We start from the raw sequence: 16707 nt of genomic DNA, 5'->3' as shown, positions 1-16707 counted from the left end.
AGGTATCTTTTATATGAGTGTAGAGCAACACGATCAATATTTAGCTGAGTGGGAAAGCCGCCAAGAAATTGCTGAAAGCATGATCCCTATCATCGGTAAGATGTACCGTGCCAATGGCGTCGTTCTTAAGATTTACGGAAGAACGCTCATTAACGCTTCACCGGTCACCCTACTTAAATTGCACCGTTATGTTCGCCAATTTGAAAAAGTGGAGCTCTCCATCCACGATAGCTTCAAAGTACTAACCGCATTAGAAAAAATGAAATTAGGACCTGTCCGTATTGACCTAGGACTGTTAGCGGTTCAATTTAATAACGACACTAGTGGATTAGGCATTGAGGACTTCCTTGCTGAAAAACTAGGCGAAGGCATCCGTCAGGTCCACGAACAATCCACCTCTGAACCAAGAGACGTGGTTTTGTACGGCTTCGGTCGCATCGGTCGCTTGTTAGCACGCCTACTTATAGAACGCACCGGCTCTGGAAATAAAATGCGCCTACGTGCCATTGTTGTTCGCAAAGGCGGCGACAATGATTTACAAAAACGCGCCAGCTTGTTGCGCCGTGATTCTGTACATGGCTCGTTCAAAGGCACCATTAAGGTCGATGAAGAAAAAAACACCATCATGGCCAATGGTAATTTAATTCAAGTCATCTATGCGAGCCATCCAAAAGAAATCGATTACACTCAATATGGCATCAATGATGCGCTGATTGTCGACAACACGGGCATTCGTCGCGATGAAGCAGAACTGAGTGAACACTTCTTATCAAAAGGCGCTAGTAAAGTGCTATTAACCGCTCCCGGTAAAGACGTTAAGAACATTGTTTTTGGTGTCAATACAACTGACATCAAGCCAGAAGACAAAATTATTTCTGCGGCCAGCTGTACCACTAATGCTATCACACCTACCTTGAAGGCAATCAATGATGAGTTTGGCATTATTAAAGGCCATGTTGAAACGGTTCATTCGTACACCAACGATCAAAATTTAATCGACAATTATCATAAAGGTGAAAGACGTGGGCGTGCTGCCGCCTTAAATATGGTGCTAACTGAAACAGGTGCCGCCAAGGCTGTTTCAAAAGCATTGCCTGAACTTGAAGGCAAATTAACCGGTAATGCGATTCGTGTCCCAACACCCAACGTTTCTATGGCTATTTTGAATCTTAATTTAGAAAAGGAAACCGATAAACGGACACTAAATAACTTCCTACGTGAAACGGCTCTTCACTCGCCTATGCGCGAGCAAATTGATTTCACTACGTCTACTGAAGTCGTTTCAACTGATTTAGTGGGCGCTCGAAAAGCCTGCACCATTGACTCAAAAGCAACCATTGCCACAGGTGATTCCTGCGTTCTTTACCTTTGGTATGACAATGAGTTTGGTTATAGCTGCCAAGTGGTTCGCGTGATGCAAAAAATGGTTGGCTTAGACTTTCCATCATTGCCACACTAAGTAAGTCGCTTTTAACCATATCGTATAAAAAAGCCCGCATTTTAGCGGGCTTTTTTATACCTAGAAATACCGATTATTGACTAGGGCGATTCGCGATAAGGTCATCGACGACTGATGGATCAGCCAAGGTCGATGTATCGCCTAATTCATCAATCAAGTTTTCAGAAATTTTACGTAAAATTCTACGCATAATTTTACCTGAGCGTGTTTTAGGTAAGCCTGGCGCCCATTGAATAACATCAGGCGAGGCTATTGGCCCTATCTCTTTACGCACATGGTTCACTAACTCTTGACGTAATTCATCCGTTGCTTCGACCCCATCCATCAAGGTCACAAAAGTATAAATACCTTGCCCCTTTATATCATGAGGATAACCAATAACCGCCGCCTCAGCCACTGCTGGATGAAGCACTAAGGCGCTCTCAACTTCTGCGGTACCCATCCTGTGACCAGACACATTAATCACATCATCAACCCTACCGGTAATCCAATAATCTCCATCTTTATCTCGTCGTGCACCATCACCAGGAAAATACATCCCAGGATAATTCGCAAAATAAGCATCAATATAACGCTGATGATCACCAAACAATGTTCTAAACATCCCAGGCCATGGTTTTTTAATCACTAAAATCCCTTCGGCAGGATTTCCCGTTACTTCATTACCTTCGTTATCTACCAAACCAAACTCTATACCAAAGAAAGGCTGCATCGCCGAACCGGCTTTCAGGTCAGTCGCTCCCGGAAGGGGTGTCATTAAAATCCCGCCCGTTTCTGTTTGCCACCAAGTATCCACAATCGGGCAACGACCACCGCCAATCACCTTGTGATACCACTCCCAAGCTTCTGGGTTAATCGGCTCACCCACACTACCCAGAACTCTTAGACTACTTAAGTCGCAAGTCTTTACATAATCATCACCTTTAGCCATCAAGGCACGAATAGCCGTAGGTGCCGTGTAAAAAATATTAACTTTATGCTTTTCCACCACTTTCCAAAAGCGCGAAGCATCAGGATAAGTTGGCACGCCTTCAAACATCAACGTTTGCGCACCATTCGCTAATGGCCCATAAACAATGTATGTATGCCCCGTTACCCAGCCTACATCCGCTGTACACCAGTAAACATCCCCATCGTGATAGTCAAAAACATATTTGTGCGACACCGCAGCATGTAGCAAATAGCCACCCGTCGTATGTAAAACACCTTTTGGTTTGCCTGTTGAGCCCGATGTATAAAGGATAAACAAGGGATCTTCAGAGTCCATTTCTTCAGCTGGGCAATCATCTGACGCATTCTCAAGTAAATCGTGATACCAAACATCTCGACCATCTGTCCAATCTATACTGCCACCTGTACGTTGAACCACCACCACTGATTTTACTGAAGGGCAACTTTTTAAGGCTTGATCCGCATTAGCCTTTAACGGTACTGCTTTACCTCCACGAACACTTTCATCGGCGACAATAATTACCGCCGCTTCTGAATCAAGAAGCCTATCTTTTAACGCATCAGGGGAAAAACCACCAAAAACAACTAGATGAACCGCACCAATTCTTGCGCACGCAAGCATTGCAATGGCAGCTTCAGCAACCATTGGCATATAAATACAAACACGGTCACCTTTTTTTACACCCTCGGCTTTTAAACCATTAGCAAAGCGACACACCTCCGCATGAAGCTCTTTATAAGTATATGTTTTATCGACTGCCGGATCATCACTTTCCCAAATAATAGCTGGCTGATCGCCACGCGTTTCAAGATGCCGATCCAAGCAATTAACACTTACATTGAGCTTGCCTCCAGTAAACCATTTAACCTCACCTTTTGGAAAATCATGCTCTACTGTTACATCCCATGGCTTTGACCAAGTTAAAAACTCTCTCGCTTTTTCATCCCAAAAACCCTTAGTATCTTCAATTGAGCGTTGATACTCAGCTTCATATACTTCCTTATTAATATGCGCATGATCAGCTACCGCTTTGGGTACTTTGTGTATATGAACGTCCGACATTCCTTCTCCTCTAATTTGTCTAATCTAAATAAATAAAAGCCATCTAAAAGTGACTTTATCTAATCGTTTAATGCATAAATAAACCACCATTCATGCTCAAGTCTGAACCTGTTGTATAAGCCGCTAAGTCACTAGCCAAAAAGGATACTCCATGTGCGACCTCTTCCGGCTGACATAAACGGCCAGTCGGGATATTACTCTCAATCATCTTACGTACTTCCTCATCAATGGCCATCACCATTGGCGTTGCCACATACCCTGGTGAAATAGTATTAACAGTAACGCCTTTACGCGCTGTTTCACGTGCTAACGCTTTAGTGAAGCCATGCACCCCAGCCTTAGCCGCTGAGTAATTCACTTGGCCTATTTGACCCAACTGACCATTTACCGAGGACACATTAATTATACGACCAAAACCACGTTCGACCATCCCTTCAAAAACTTGACGTGTCATATTGAATACACTATTCAAATCAGTATCAATCACTGCATCCCAGTTTTCTCTAGGCATTTTTTTAAACATGCCATCCTTAGTAATGCCGGCATTATTAACTAAAATATCAATAGGGCCGACATTATTTTCAACCCATTGGATGGCGTCACCACATGCTTCAAAATCAGTCACGGGACAATGAACAATTTCAATATCAAAGCCGGCTTCTTTTTGAGCCAACTGCCAAGCCTGTGCTTTTTCCCTGTTATTGTACGCTGCCACCACCTTATAACCATCTTTTACAAACCGTTGACATACTGCTTCACCAATACCTCCTGTACCGCCTGTAACCAATGCAACTCGTTGACTCATTTGATTTCCTCTTTGAGATTGTATGTTGAATTTTAAATAAAATAACGTAACCCTACTCCATGAAGCCCTTTATTGAGCCTTGATGCCCTAGCCATTTAAATATAACTTACTTGATACTGCCAAAATAATCGTTTATTTACAAGAGAAATAGCCCCTGAGGAAGCGCTAGTTCCCATGCATTTTCAAAGCCATGTAAAATGAACCTTGTTTTCATCAATTCACTAATAATTCTTTAATTTTTAAGCTAGAATTGATCAAATAGCTTTTGCTCATTCGACAGACATTTTATATATGCCCGAATCAACTGATCATCGAAAATTCAGCCGCTCAACCACCGAGTGCAATATGGTATTTACTCACCCCAGCACCGGAGCTAAGGGCACTGCTACCAGTCTCAACTTAAGTGCTGCCGGCATTCTGTTTAAAACCCATGAAAAGTTAACCCAAGGTTGCTCCCTTGAGATTTCGGTCCAATCTGTTAACCCAAACACCCCCCCATTAAATGCTATCGTTGAAATCAATCGTGTTACGCCGATTGAGGATAACCTCTATGAGATAGCGGCCACCATCGAAGGCATTAAAGGCGTTTAATAGTCAACTCCACAGGATTAAATGTGTACCGTATTACCAAAAATTTAAGTTTCTGTTATGGCCATCGATTGATGAACCACCCAGGCAAGTGTCGCCACTTACATGGTCACTCTGCGCGTGTAGAGATTACACTCGAGTCAGAACAGCTCAATGAGCAAGGCATGGTTTGTGATTTCGCCGACATCAAACAATTCGCCGGCCAATGGATTAATGAAACGCTGGATCACAATATGCTTTTGCATAAAAATGACCCTGTTCTGCCTCTTCTTCAAGAAGCAGGAGAAAGGTTAATGGTAGTAGATGAGCACCCTACAGCAGAGTTTCTTGCAAAACTTATCTATAACTACGTTTCTAAAGGCGGATTTCCAGTCACCAAGGTATCTGTTTGGGAAACCGATAGTTCCAGTGCCAGCTACTCACCAGCTTAATGCTAAACCTTGTTCGGCCGATTAATAAGTCTTTTTGTTTACAAGTCCTTTGTGAAGAAAATTACACCCGATTATCACGCTTAATACCCAAAATAACCGAAGGTGATTTCAACAGTATCGCTGTTGATTCACAGGTGATCGCAACCGGCCCTTTTACTTATACTGTGTATTTTCAGCATGCCCACACAAGTAAGGAAGCAACTAAATCGCGGTTTAAATGCCGTGTTTATTTAGACACAAAATCAGTCGAAGTCATTCATATCGATGAACACGTAAGCTCTGGTCAACAACAAAACCTGTCACCAAAAGAGATATTAAATAACAAATGGGCTATAAATTATTTCTTTGAAAAATGGCTAACGTTTTTATTATCCTTTGCTGACGAACACTCCCGCCAACAAACCATTAACGCGTAAACAAACCGCTAGGGTTTCCTGCTAAGCTTAAATACAACCGGGCTCAACAGCAATAAAGCTATTAAGTTTGGAATAGCCATCAAGCCGTTTAACACATCGGCCAGCAACCAAAGAAAATCTAACTCCATTACTGCACCAAGTGGTATCGCCAACACCCATGCAATTCTATACCAAGGAATAACAGCCACACCTAAAATATATTCCGCACATCGTTCACCGTAATAGCTCCACCCTAACAGGGTTGTCAGAGCAAAAACGGCTAAACCAAAACTCACAACATACTCTCCATAGCCGGGAAGCCCCATTTTAAATGCATAGGCAGACAACGATGCGCCGGTTTCACCACTACTCCAACTACCCGTTAAAATAATCACTAGGGCGGTCATTGTGCAAATAATAATGGTATCAATAAAGGTACCCAGCATAGCAATTTTGCCTTGCCGTACCGGGTTATTAGTTTGTGCTGCCGCATGAGCAATAGGTGCTGTTCCAAGGCCAGCTTCATTGGAAAAAACACCCCTTGCAACACCAAACCGAATAGCCGCCATTAGCCCCGCACCTGCAAAGCCACCCACGGCTGCCGTACCTGTAAAAGCATCATTAACGATCAGCTGAAGTGCTTTTGGCACTGCGTCGAGGTGTTGAATAATAATAATACCCGCGGCCGTTAGGTAAGCGATGCCCATCATCGGCACCAGTTTAGAGGCCACATGACCAATACGTTTAATACCGCCAACCAAAACAATATAAACAACAACCCCCATCACCAAACCAGTTTGCCAAGCCGGCACCCCTAATGTACTACTTAATGCATCGGCTACTGAGTTTGCTTGAATAGTATTACCAATGCCAAACGCAGCCACGGCACCCAATAAAGAGAACAGAAAGCCTAACCAGTGCCATTGTTCAGCCAAACCATTCTTGATGTAATACATCGGACCACCAACATAGGCACCGCGCTCATCCACTTCCCGGTATTTAACCGCAAGTACTGCTTCAGCGTATTTAGTCGCCATTCCTACCAAAGCTGTTAACCACATCCAAAAAACTGCGCCTGGACCACCTAAAAAAATCGCTGTTGCCACCCCAGCAATATTTCCAGTTCCTATAGTGGCCGCTAATGAGGTCATCAAGGCATTAAACGGGCTGATCTCTCCTGCTTCAGACTGATTACTAACACGGCCTCGCCACAGTAATGAAAAGGCAGCCGGCAATTGGCGAATCGGCAAAAAGAGCAAGCCCAGCATTAAATAAAGCCCCGTTCCTAGCAATAAAGCTAAAATCACCGGTCCCCAGACAAAACTACTCATAGAGCTCAGTAACTGCGTTAATGTTTCCATACGTTTTATTTTAGAATTAGTTGTGTTATATGAACTACCAGCCAATTAAGTATAAACACTCGACTAGCTTAAGTTTAACTGCATTTAAAGTAGCCAGTGCATATTAAAGCTCGGCCAGCCTCATTTACTCAGCTCAACTTATCTTAATGGCCTTGTACCCTTTCAAACGCCCTTCACTTAGTCAACGCTCTACAGAATGAAGATACTCATATCTGCCCATGCGCTAGCACTCAATATGTAGCATAATGTGATCGTTAACACAGAAAATCGCTAGTATACGTCTTAAATTTGCAAAACAGAAAAACTAGCCTCTCGTTATTTGCGGCTGTTGACAGCTCTACGAGATACACCTCTGTGCTGGCACATTATAAAAAATAGAATTTTCTCAAATTATCATTATTAGTCGCTATGGACCTTTTAAACACATTCTTTAACTCTGAAAAACTGAGTGACGAAGCCATGTACTTCTTTGAAATGCATGGTTTTTTAACCAGCCTAGTTGTACAACCTGGCAGCTTGTCACAGCAACAAATTCTATCCGAAATATTGGCAGATAATGACGCCAACGCCTCTATTGAAAAAGCCATTTTTGATTTACAAAAAAATATTGAACAAGCCTTATTAAATGGTGAGTTTCCAACGATGATTGGCGAGTCTGAAGAACCTGATGAAGACTTTCTCACCCTATGGTCGTCTGGTTTTATGCAGGGTGTCTTTATGCATGAGGATCTGTGGTTTAACTCTCAGCCAGAAGACGTTGCCGAACTCACGCTACCGATTCTAGCGTGCTCTGAGTTACTCGATGATGAAATAGATGAGATCACCCAAAATGACGATCTACTCGACGATATGGCTGAAAAAATCCCTGATTGTGTGATTGATTTATACCTTTTATTTAATAGCCCAGAAGGTACATAACGCGACTTTGCACACTGATACTTTTTTACAACATGCACTGGTAAGAGACCTCGCTTGGGTCATCGTCAATCCGCCTATTATTCAAGGACTCAAGCAGCACCAGTATTGGACCGAGTCAAGCGATTGGCAGCAAGCCTATCAGGCCTTTAAAGCCCCACTTAAAAAATTGGATGCAAACCCCGCCGAACTGGTTGAGTTATTAGCCAAGCAAAAGGATTATCGATTAGGCCACCGTTTTGAAACATTGTTGACTTACTGGTTTAATCATAGCCATCGCTACGAAATATTAGCCCAGAACCTTCAAATACAAGATACCAACAAGACCATTGGCGAGTTTGATTTCATTATCAAGGATCATGCAAGAGATAAAGTCCAACACTGGGAAGTCGCGTGTAAATTTTACCTAGGTATAAACGATACCGCTTTTACTCAATCATGGGTGGGGCCTATGTTAAAAGACCGTTTAGACCTCAAGTACGACTCCATGCAATCACGACAAAGCAAATTATCTGAACATCCCGCAGCAAAGCAACAACTTCAGCAACTAGGCCTTACCATAGACGAACATATTGGTCTAATGAAGGGACGCTTGTTTCACCCCATACAATCTACTGAGCCCGCACACCCTTCACTTGTTGCAAGCGACCATCAACACTCACAATGGGCACGTTTAGAGCACTTTGTAAAGCACTTCCAATCATCTAGATATCAATGGCAAGTCTTAAAGAAAGACCAATGGATGGCCTCTCAATTGTACTGCCCTGATAATAGCTACCTCGACACGGACAGCATCGCTCAGTATTTTTTAGATCGCTCACAAGCATCACCATTATGCTTGGCTGGTTTTTTACCCGAGACATCAAAAGGGCATGAAATTAAACGTATTTTTTTAGTCGCAAAAGACTGGGCGAAAGAATCCAATTTCAACGATAATACAAATTCTTATTAACTTTAAATCAACAGAGACTTTCTTTGAATAACCTCTCAGACCAACCGATAGAAACAATTAATATTAACGGCTGTGAAGTCACGTTGCTCGGCACCGCTCATGTATCTAAAGCCAGTGCTGACGCAGTACACAGCCTACTTTCATCAGACCATTATGAGGCTGTTGCAATAGAGCTTTGCCCTAGTCGCTACAATGCACTGATTGACCCTGACAACCTGGCTCAGATGGATTTATTTAATGTGATCAAAAGTGGTAAAGCTGCAATGGTCGCTGCCAGCTTGGCATTAGGTGCTTTCCAGCAAAAAATGGCTGATGAAATGGGTATTGAACCTGGTGCTGAAATGAAAATGGCCGCTGAACTGGCACAACAATCACACAAACCTGTTTTACTAATTGATCGTGACGTTGGCATCACCTTAAAACGCGTCTATCGAAATGTCCCTTGGTGGAAACGCATGGAGCTATTTTCTGGTCTCTTTGCAAGCCTTATGTTTTCAGAAAAAGTCAGCGAGGAAGACATAGAAAAATTGAAAGAAGGGGATGTTTTAGAGGCAACCTTTTCACAATTTGCCGAATCATCAAACGAAATTTATATGCCACTGGTTAATGAACGTGACCAGTACATGGCCCATCGTTTATTCAATGATGCCCATTCTGGTCAATATAAAACTATTCTCGCCGTTATTGGTGCTGGGCATTTAAAGGGCATCAAAGGCTACCTTGAGTCTCAGCTCCAAAACACCAAAAGCATTGAAGAGCTTGAAAGTATTCCTGCTGCTAGCCGCTGGCCTAAGTTGATTCCTTGGCTGATTGTTGCTTTAATTTTTATTGGTTTTGGTATCGGCTTTAATCGAGCACCCGAGCTTGGTTGGCAACTAGTTATCGAATGGGTTGTTATTAATGGTGGCTTGTCCGCCCTTGGAGTCATATTAGCGGGTGCACACCCTATCACTATTATCACCGCTTTTTTGGCGGCGCCACTCACATCACTTAATCCGACCGTTGGGGCTGGCATGGTAACGGCTGCCACCGAAGCCTGGCTAAGAAAACCTCGTGTTGGAGATTTCTCTACGCTAAAGTCAGATACAGTGACTATTCGTGGTTGGTGGAAAAACCGTGTTTCTCGTACCCTGCTAGTGTTTTTATTCAGCACCATTGGCTCTGCAGCGGGCACCTATATTGCGGGGTTCAGAATTTTCGAGCAGCTCAGTTAAGTTAAATTATGCTTCGACTAAACCGTGAACATTTTTACGCACTTGCTGACTCATTACCAAACCGGCATCGTCAACAATTGAATCAAGCACCTCACCGTACATTAACTTTCGGTTATCGTTCAGCCAAATAATACCTTGGTTATAAAGCATTTCAATAAAGCCTTTAAATAACACTTTATCGAAAAACTCTGGGGAATTTAGGCCATTAAGTTCAGAAAGCCTTTGTGCTGTTTCGCCACAGGTTTTTTCAAGCTCAAAACGCGTAAAGTGGCCTACCCCATTCTTCTTCAACAATAACACCGTTAAATAGAAACGCTCCAAACTCAATAGCACCCCACGTGATAAAAAGCCGATTGTTTGGTGATGACTTTTATTCACCGAAAATGTGTCCGCCGATTGGTTGATTAAGCCTTGGTCAACCAAACAAGCAATCACCTTATTTGCTGTGTACGTAATTTGTCTATTAGTCCAATGCATAGAAAGCTCATCTTTCAAGAAGGGATACACCAACCTAAACCAATGAACAACTTGTTTCTTTTTTAACGACTGATGGCTTAAGAAGCAACAAGCAACAAAGGAAGGTAGAACAAATAAGTGCACGATATTGTTTCTAAAATATGTCATCAAAACAGCATCGCTACCTTCTACATACAAGCGTTCACCTGACTCGCCAACACCTCTTTTAACAATGCCAAACTCTTCACCATAGGCAATAATTTCTTTGGCGTTTAATTCAATACGTGTGACGTCTTTTGAATAGGGCGCTGCGTCAAGTAAAGCCAAGTATAAATCCAATTGTGTCATTAAGTCCGCTTCACTCATCGACTGCTCTGGCGTGTTTAACAAGGCCATCGCCAATAAGCCTACGCAATTAACATGCGTTGCTTCATTAATACCAGACATAATCTGTGTACCTAATTTACTGACAACTGCATTAACCAGTTCTTTATTATCAGCACAATCCTCTCGACGCCACTGCGGCCGTTCCGCTTCAATTAATTTATCTAAATAAATAGGCGAACCAAAATTTACATGTACTTGGCCAAAGTGATCTTTTAAGGCTTTAAATGAACGTAATACCCCCATAACTGATTCAGACTTTTTCGGCTTGCCGCTTAATTCATTAACATATGTTTCACCTTCAACCAGTTTTTCATACGCAAAATTAACCGGAATAAAGACAACCGACCGTTTATGATCTCTAAGGTAACTTCGAACACTCATCGCTAACAAGCCTGGTTTTGCTTTGAGTTTACGCCCCGTTCGGCTGCGTCCCCCTTCGACAAAATACTCAACCGCCGTACCACGATTAGCTAAATACCCCATATACGCCTCAAATACCGAGCCATATAAAACATTTCCTTTGAACGTTCTACGCAAGAAAAAAGCACCACAACGCCTAATCCATGGCCCAGCAATTGGTATATTCAAGTTAATACCTGCCGCGACATGTGGTACGGCCAAACCACGGGTATACAAGGTATAAGATAAGACCAAATAATCCATATGACTTTGATGGCTTGGTACGTAAATGATCTGATGTTTACGTGACAATCGCTCAACACGGGCAAAATGGTGCAAAACAATACCATCGTACAGTTTATTCCACAGCCAACCTAGTACCTTTTCAAGCACCATAGCCGCCCGAATATTAATCACCGCAGCAATTTCAATGGCATACGCTTTCGCTTGTTTTTCTGCCTCATTTTTCGATAACTTCTTGCGCTTTATTTCCCGCTGTATAGCTTGCTGAACAATTTGGGTTTTCAGTAAATCTTCCGCTATTTTCTTGGGTGATAGTTGGTCAGGGCCAATCGTGATTAGACGCGTTCTAGCAAAGTGCACCCGCAACACACGTGTTAGTTTTCTAGTGGTATAGGGTACACTTGGTTTCCCCGCATTAAGCTGCTTTAACGAAACCGGGTCGCCAAACCGTAATAGCGTAGTACGCCCATTGAATAATATTGAAAGCGCTCGTGAAAGAAGATTAGATTTAACCCCCTCATCGGTAAATAAACTGCTCCAAAAACCATCTGATTTTCGAGGACCACGGCCCCAAAAAATGGAAACCGGAACGATTAAAATATCGTCATCGGAGGATTGTGCTGCATCGATTAATCTAGCCAAGCGTGCTGGTGCAGGATCTGCTTTACGTTCTTTTAGGCTTTCTAATGAAAATAGCGCCTCAGACTCGACCGCTGACTCTACTTCTATGCCATTGGAAGGCAGCGGCAGGCCCAGATTCTTACAAGTTTGTTCCAGCACAATTTGTTTTGAACAAGCATCACTGAAGGTGACATAACAAACCTTTTGATTTTTAAGTGATGCCAGCCATTTTTCACCTTTCGGCAATACTGTTGCTTTAACCCAAAAAGATAACAACCAACGCAGCAAAAAAGGACCCATCACGATTGTTTACTTGCTGACATGGCTGGAAAAATAACCGGTTGAAACTCATTTGTTACTTTAGCTTCTGTGGTTTGCGACAAGGTTTCAAAGTCAAACAACTGCCTATCCAACAGTTGTGAAGGCTTTATATTTTTCATACTACTGAAAATAGTTTCCACTCTACCAGGAAAATCTTTATCCCATTGAGTCAACATATTCTTCATTTGTACGCGCTGTAAATTTTCTTGTGAACCACATAAGTTACACGGAATAATCGGGTAGCCCTTAAGCTCGGCAAACTCAGCGATATCCTTCTCTCTTGAGTAAGCTAAGGGGCGAATAACAATATGCTTAGCATTATCACTTTTAAGTTTTGCGGGCATTGCCTTTAATTGACCACCATAAAACATATTCAGAAAAAACGTTTCAATAATGTCATCACGGTGATGTCCCAAGGCAATTTTATTAAAACCATTATCTTCCGCGTACGCATACAAGGCCCCTCTACGCATTCTTGAACATAAGCCACAAGTCGTTTTACCTTCGGGAATAACACGGGTTACAACGCTATACGTATCTTGTTCAATCACATGGTATGGCACGCCTATCGATTGTAAATACTCAGGCAAAACATGCTCGGGGAAACCGGGTTGTTTTTGATCAAGATTAACTGCCAATATTTCAAAATTAATGGGGGCACTATTACGCAAATTAAGCAGAATATCCAGCATCGTATAAGAGTCTTTACCGCCGGACAAACAGACCATAATCCGGTCACCGTCTTCCACCATATTATAATCGGCAATCGCTTGCCCCATTTCGCGTCTCAAACGTTTTTGAAGTTTGTTATAGCGTGTTTTAGTTTTATCTAGTGTGCTCATTTGCGCATTTTAACAGAGAATATCCACACGCTTTAAGTAGATGCATGTCTGCTTGCAAAGTGCTATAACAATAAAAAACAACAACAGGTCTTATATATGTCTACTATTAATCTTCAAGATCGTGCGATGGGTGCCATTATGGGCGCATATATCGGCGATGCCTTAGGTCTAGGTCCGCATTGGTTTTATGATCTTAATGAGCAATATCGACTCTATGGCGACTGGATAAACGACTACACAGATCCTCAACCAGACCGTTATCACGCCGGCATGAAAGCTGGCCAGCAATCACAGTCGGGGCTGATCTTGAATATGCAGATTGACTCTATACTCACTAATGGAGGGTACAACGAAGAAGATTTTTGTCGACGCCTAGATACTGAATTGTTTCCGCAACTTGATGGAACCGCCAATGTCGGCCCCGGTGGTTTTACTAGCCAATCCATCCGTGAAGCTTGGGTATTGCGCACGCAACATAATAAGCCTTGGGGTGAAGTAGCTGGCTTCACCGATAACACTGAAGCCGCTGAAAGGGTCTTGGCCTTAGCGGTACGTTATGCAACAAAACCACAAGAATTAGCTCGTAACGTATCAAGCAATACACTGCTCACCCAGTGTGACGAAACCATTAATGCCATGACCGTTGCTTATTCTGCTGTCCTTGGTATGTTAGTCCAAGGGCACCCACTAGATGAAGATTTATCTAGTAAATTAATGCAATTAGTTGCCGATCACCAGCTTCCCTTTCACGCAATGAGCATACCGGGGAGCAAACCGTCGGGGGCTGGCACGTTTGCATCGCCAGATGCTTTACTAACCCCATCGAGTATTGCTCGCGCTGCGCACGAAAACCTAATTCAACCTGCATGGAAAGTCTCTATTGTCTATGGTATGCCATGTGCTGTTTACCATCAATTCCCAGCCTGTTATTACTTAGCTGCGCGTTATTCAGATGATTTTGAAAGTGCCGTCTTACACGCCATAAACGGTGGTGGGCAAAATATGGCGCGAGCCATGTTAACCGGTGCCCTTGTTGGGGCACAGGTAGGCATTCAAAATATTCCAAAACGCTTTATTGATGGGCTGGAAGACTCAGACAAATTGCTTAATAGAGCAGAAAAATTAGCGGCCCTAATACACTAAACCGATGGCACTTACTAATGCACCTAGCTGGAAACCTTTTTTAGATGACGAGCTAAACCAACCGTATATGCTAGTCCTTAAGGAGTTTCTGCGCATAGAAAAAAACGATGGCAAAACTATCTACCCTCATTCTGCCAACTGGTTTCACGCATTGGAGGCCTGCCCTTTAAACGACGTAAAAGTTGTTATCTTGGGCCAAGACCCCTATCATCAGCCGCACCAAGCACACGGTCTGTGCTTTTCGGTTCAGCCAGATGTCAAAATACCACCATCACTGTTAAATATTTATAAGGAATTACACGCCGACTTAGGTATTCCTTATGCCTTACATGGCTGTTTAGAGAGCTGGGCAAAACAAGGTGTTTTATTACTAAATAGTGTCCTCACCGTTGAGTACGACAAGCCTAACGCTCACCAAGGAAAAGGCTGGGAAACATTTACAGACAAAATCATTCATACGGTTGCTGAACAAAACGAACACGTTGTGTTTCTACTTTGGGGCAATTACGCACAAAAAAAAGGGGCTTTCATCGATGAGCAGCAGCACCTTGTTTTAAAAGCCCCACACCCGTCACCATTATCAGCCCACCGTGGTTTTTTAGGTTGTCGGCACTTTAGTCAAACCAACCATTACCTCCAACAACATAATATCCCCCCTATTCATTGGGAATTGCCAAAACTAGCGGCACCTGTTAGTTAATACCAATCCACAAACCATCAACAAAAAAACATTATCTGCTAGCATTTATAAAAGCGTATTTATTTTTTAAAATGCTAATGCTTCTCTAACTTTCAAGAAAAACAATAAGGCATTAAAAATGTTAAACAAAGATCAGCTACTTGAACCACTGATGAGTCAATTGGTAACCCCCGCGTTTGTACTCGACGCTAATGGCAAAGTGCTGATATGGAATAAAGCCTGTGAACGCTTAACCAATGTTAAAGCCGACCAAGTGCTCGGCACTAACCGCCATTGGCAAGCTTTTTATGATCATAAAAGAGACTGTTTAGCTGACTTGCTGGTCAACGGTAACGTCGATAAACTCAAAGCCCTATACTCTTATCACTCAGACAACAACCACTTCGGCGTCCATGCTCAGAATTGGTGTCAAATACCTAATGTTCCTGGCCACTTCTATTTAGCCGTTGATGCTGGCGCTATCTATAATGAAAAAGGCAAACTGATTGCTGTTGTTGAGACCATCAGAGACATCACCGAACAAAAGCTTGCGCAAGAAAACCTTAATCGACTCATGCAAGATCATGTCACCCCTACTTTTGCCTTAGATGCAGATGGAGAGGTTTTAATTTGGAATAGAGCCTGCGAACAACTCACTAATTGTAAGGCTGAAAACATGATCGGCACAAAGAATCATTGGCAGGCTTTTTATGATGAAAAACGAGATTGCTTAGCCGACTTATTATTAAAGAATGATACAGATAAAATCGCGGAGCTTTATTCTCTACAAATCGACGATGCGGTTAACGAACACCGGCTTAGAGTTGAAAATTGGTGTCAGATACCCAAAGTCCCTGGGCATTTTTATCTAGCAATTGATGCAGCGCCAATATACAACGAGGCTGGCGATTTAGTCGCTGTCGTTGAATCACTTCGAAATATGACAGAAGCAAAATTAGCACAAGAAAAGCTCGAACGCCTTGCTCAATATGATGGACTAACAGGGCTCGCCAATAGACGATCATTTGATCAAAGGCTTCAAGGCGATTGGAATTTAGCAGAACGAAATCAAACACCTATATCACTATTGTTTATAGACATTGACCACTTCAAGCAATTTAATGATATCTATGGTCACCAAACAGGAGACAATTGTTTAAAAGCCGTCGCTTCGGTTATTTCTGGCCAATGTTTTCGCCCTTCTGACCTATCTGCTCGTTATGGCGGTGAAGAATTCACCATCATTTTGCCCAACACTGACAAAAATGGTGCTCAAGTCATAGCCGAACGTGTTCGCAAAGCCGTTTTTGATTTACATTGGGAGCATTCTGGTAACACTGCCGCTGATTATGTCACCATTAGCATCGGCATAGGTACTTGCATTCCCAGCACAGGGCAAACAGTCGACACCCTCATTAAAATGGCGGACGAATCAGTATACAAAGCAAAGGAACAAGGCAGAAATCGAATTTATTAAGGCAT

15 protein-coding genes are annotated in these 16707 nt (G+C 42.7%); 10 read left to right on the top strand and 5 right to left on the bottom strand.

Annotation, left to right across the window (positions count from 1 at the left end):
- The first annotated feature begins 13 nt into the window (after nt 1-13).
- Nucleotides 14-1459 carry a glyceraldehyde-3-phosphate dehydrogenase gene (locus Q91_RS02820; RefSeq protein ID WP_015005370.1) on the top strand — a complete coding sequence of 482 codons (1446 nt, stop codon included), beginning with the start codon at nt 14-16 and terminating at the stop codon, nt 1457-1459.
- A 73-nt stretch (nt 1460-1532) separates the two neighbouring features.
- Here the strand turns inward: Q91_RS02820 and acs are convergent, their stop codons facing one another.
- Both acs and phbB read right to left on the bottom strand, forming a co-directional pair.
- On the bottom strand, nt 1533-3473 hold the full coding sequence (gene acs, locus Q91_RS02815; RefSeq protein WP_015005369.1) for an acetate--CoA ligase: 1941 nt from the start codon (nt 3471-3473) through the stop codon (nt 1533-1535).
- Between the two features lie 67 nt (nt 3474-3540).
- Nucleotides 3541-4278: an acetoacetyl-CoA reductase gene (phbB, locus tag Q91_RS02810; RefSeq protein WP_015005368.1), complete on the bottom strand. Its 738-nt coding sequence runs from the start codon at nt 4276-4278 to the stop codon at nt 3541-3543.
- Nucleotides 4279-4569: 291 nt separating this feature from the next.
- On the opposite strand from phbB, the gene Q91_RS02805 reads away from it, so the two are divergent.
- From Q91_RS02805 to Q91_RS02795, 3 genes are read left to right on the top strand one after another with little or no spacing between them, the layout of a single operon-like run.
- Nucleotides 4570-4869 (top strand): PilZ domain-containing protein, encoded by a 300-nt coding sequence (locus tag Q91_RS02805; RefSeq protein WP_020161871.1) that lies wholly within the window; start codon nt 4570-4572, stop codon nt 4867-4869.
- Nucleotides 4870-4892: 23 nt separating this feature from the next.
- Entirely contained in the window at nt 4893-5297 is a 405-nt protein-coding gene (queD, locus tag Q91_RS02800) for a 6-carboxytetrahydropterin synthase QueD (RefSeq protein WP_015005366.1), read from the top strand.
- Entirely contained in the window at nt 5297-5713 is a 417-nt protein-coding gene (locus tag Q91_RS02795) for a DUF1249 domain-containing protein (protein WP_015005365.1), read from the top strand. The genes queD and Q91_RS02795 overlap by 1 nt, the downstream gene beginning before the upstream one ends.
- Nucleotides 5714-5721: 8 nt before the next feature.
- On the opposite strand, the gene Q91_RS02790 is transcribed toward Q91_RS02795, so the two are convergent.
- Nucleotides 5722-7053, bottom strand: coding sequence for a sodium:alanine symporter family protein (locus tag Q91_RS02790; RefSeq protein ID WP_015005364.1), 1332 nt, complete (start codon nt 7051-7053; stop codon nt 5722-5724).
- 408 nt (nt 7054-7461) lie between these two features.
- Here Q91_RS02790 and Q91_RS02785 point away from each other — a divergent pair, with 408 nt between their 5' ends.
- The 3 genes from Q91_RS02785 to Q91_RS02775 are packed head-to-tail and all read left to right on the top strand — an operon-like array spanning nt 7462 to nt 10134.
- A complete protein-coding gene (locus Q91_RS02785; RefSeq protein WP_015005363.1) occupies nt 7462-7971 on the top strand; it encodes a YecA family protein in 510 nt (169 codons plus the stop codon).
- 7 nt (nt 7972-7978) lie between these two features.
- Nucleotides 7979-8920 (top strand): DUF1853 family protein, encoded by a 942-nt coding sequence (locus Q91_RS02780; protein WP_015005362.1) that lies wholly within the window; start codon nt 7979-7981, stop codon nt 8918-8920.
- 23 nt (nt 8921-8943) lie between these two features.
- The gene (locus tag Q91_RS02775; RefSeq protein WP_015005361.1) at nt 8944-10134 is read left to right on the top strand and encodes a TraB/GumN family protein; all 1191 of its coding nucleotides are present in this window, start codon (nt 8944-8946) and stop codon (nt 10132-10134) included.
- A 6-nt stretch (nt 10135-10140) separates the two neighbouring features.
- Here the strand turns inward: Q91_RS02775 and plsB are convergent, their stop codons facing one another.
- Nucleotides 10141-12540: a glycerol-3-phosphate 1-O-acyltransferase PlsB gene (plsB, locus tag Q91_RS02770; RefSeq protein ID WP_015005360.1), complete on the bottom strand. Its 2400-nt coding sequence runs from the start codon at nt 12538-12540 to the stop codon at nt 10141-10143.
- Nucleotides 12540-13403: a tRNA 2-thiocytidine(32) synthetase TtcA gene (gene ttcA, locus Q91_RS02765; RefSeq protein ID WP_015005359.1), complete on the bottom strand. Its 864-nt coding sequence runs from the start codon at nt 13401-13403 to the stop codon at nt 12540-12542. Before ttcA ends, plsB begins: the two co-directional genes overlap by 1 nt.
- A gap of 96 nt (nt 13404-13499) precedes the next feature.
- Here ttcA and Q91_RS02760 point away from each other — a divergent pair, with 96 nt between their 5' ends.
- From Q91_RS02760 to Q91_RS02750, 3 genes are all read left to right on the top strand, one after another.
- On the top strand, nt 13500-14546 hold the full coding sequence (locus tag Q91_RS02760; RefSeq protein ID WP_015005358.1) for an ADP-ribosylglycohydrolase family protein: 1047 nt from the start codon (nt 13500-13502) through the stop codon (nt 14544-14546).
- Nucleotides 14547-14550: 4 nt separating this feature from the next.
- Nucleotides 14551-15246: a uracil-DNA glycosylase gene (gene ung / locus Q91_RS02755; RefSeq protein ID WP_015005357.1), complete on the top strand. Its 696-nt coding sequence runs from the start codon at nt 14551-14553 to the stop codon at nt 15244-15246.
- A 118-nt stretch (nt 15247-15364) separates the two neighbouring features.
- Complete coding sequence (locus tag Q91_RS02750; RefSeq protein WP_015005356.1) at nt 15365-16702, top strand: diguanylate cyclase domain-containing protein; 1338 nt, start codon at nt 15365-15367, stop codon at nt 16700-16702.
- Nucleotides 16703-16707: the final 5 nt, after the last annotated feature.

It is taken from the genome of Cycloclasticus sp. P1, assembly GCF_000299965.1.
GTDB classification, from domain to species: domain Bacteria; phylum Pseudomonadota; class Gammaproteobacteria; order Methylococcales; family Cycloclasticaceae; genus Cycloclasticus; species Cycloclasticus pugetii.
Note: the sequence above shows the minus strand (reverse complement) of the source record. Positions and strands in the feature narration are given on the sequence as shown.

Bases quoted from the DNA above. Each gene is read 5' to 3' on its own strand.
- Q91_RS02820 (WP_015005370.1), top strand. From the start codon at position 14: ATGAGTGTAGAGCAACACGATCAATATTTAGCTGAGTGGGAAAGCCGC.
- acs (WP_015005369.1), bottom strand. From the start codon at position 3,473: ATGTCGGACGTTCATATACACAAAGTACCCAAAGCGGTAGCTGATCAT.
- phbB (WP_015005368.1), bottom strand. From the start codon at position 4,278: ATGAGTCAACGAGTTGCATTGGTTACAGGCGGTACAGGAGGTATTGGT.
- Q91_RS02805 (WP_020161871.1), top strand. From the start codon at position 4,570: ATGCCCGAATCAACTGATCATCGAAAATTCAGCCGCTCAACCACCGAG.
- Q91_RS02795 (WP_015005365.1), top strand. From the start codon at position 5,297: ATGCTAAACCTTGTTCGGCCGATTAATAAGTCTTTTTGTTTACAAGTC.
- Q91_RS02790 (WP_015005364.1), bottom strand. From the start codon at position 7,053: ATGGAAACATTAACGCAGTTACTGAGCTCTATGAGTAGTTTTGTCTGG.
- Q91_RS02785 (WP_015005363.1), top strand. From the start codon at position 7,462: ATGGACCTTTTAAACACATTCTTTAACTCTGAAAAACTGAGTGACGAA.
- plsB (WP_015005360.1), bottom strand. From the start codon at position 12,540: ATGGGTCCTTTTTTGCTGCGTTGGTTGTTATCTTTTTGGGTTAAAGCA.
- ttcA (WP_015005359.1), bottom strand. From the start codon at position 13,403: ATGAGCACACTAGATAAAACTAAAACACGCTATAACAAACTTCAAAAA.
- Q91_RS02760 (WP_015005358.1), top strand. From the start codon at position 13,500: ATGTCTACTATTAATCTTCAAGATCGTGCGATGGGTGCCATTATGGGC.
- ung (WP_015005357.1), top strand. From the start codon at position 14,551: ATGGCACTTACTAATGCACCTAGCTGGAAACCTTTTTTAGATGACGAG.
- Q91_RS02750 (WP_015005356.1), top strand. From the start codon at position 15,365: ATGTTAAACAAAGATCAGCTACTTGAACCACTGATGAGTCAATTGGTA.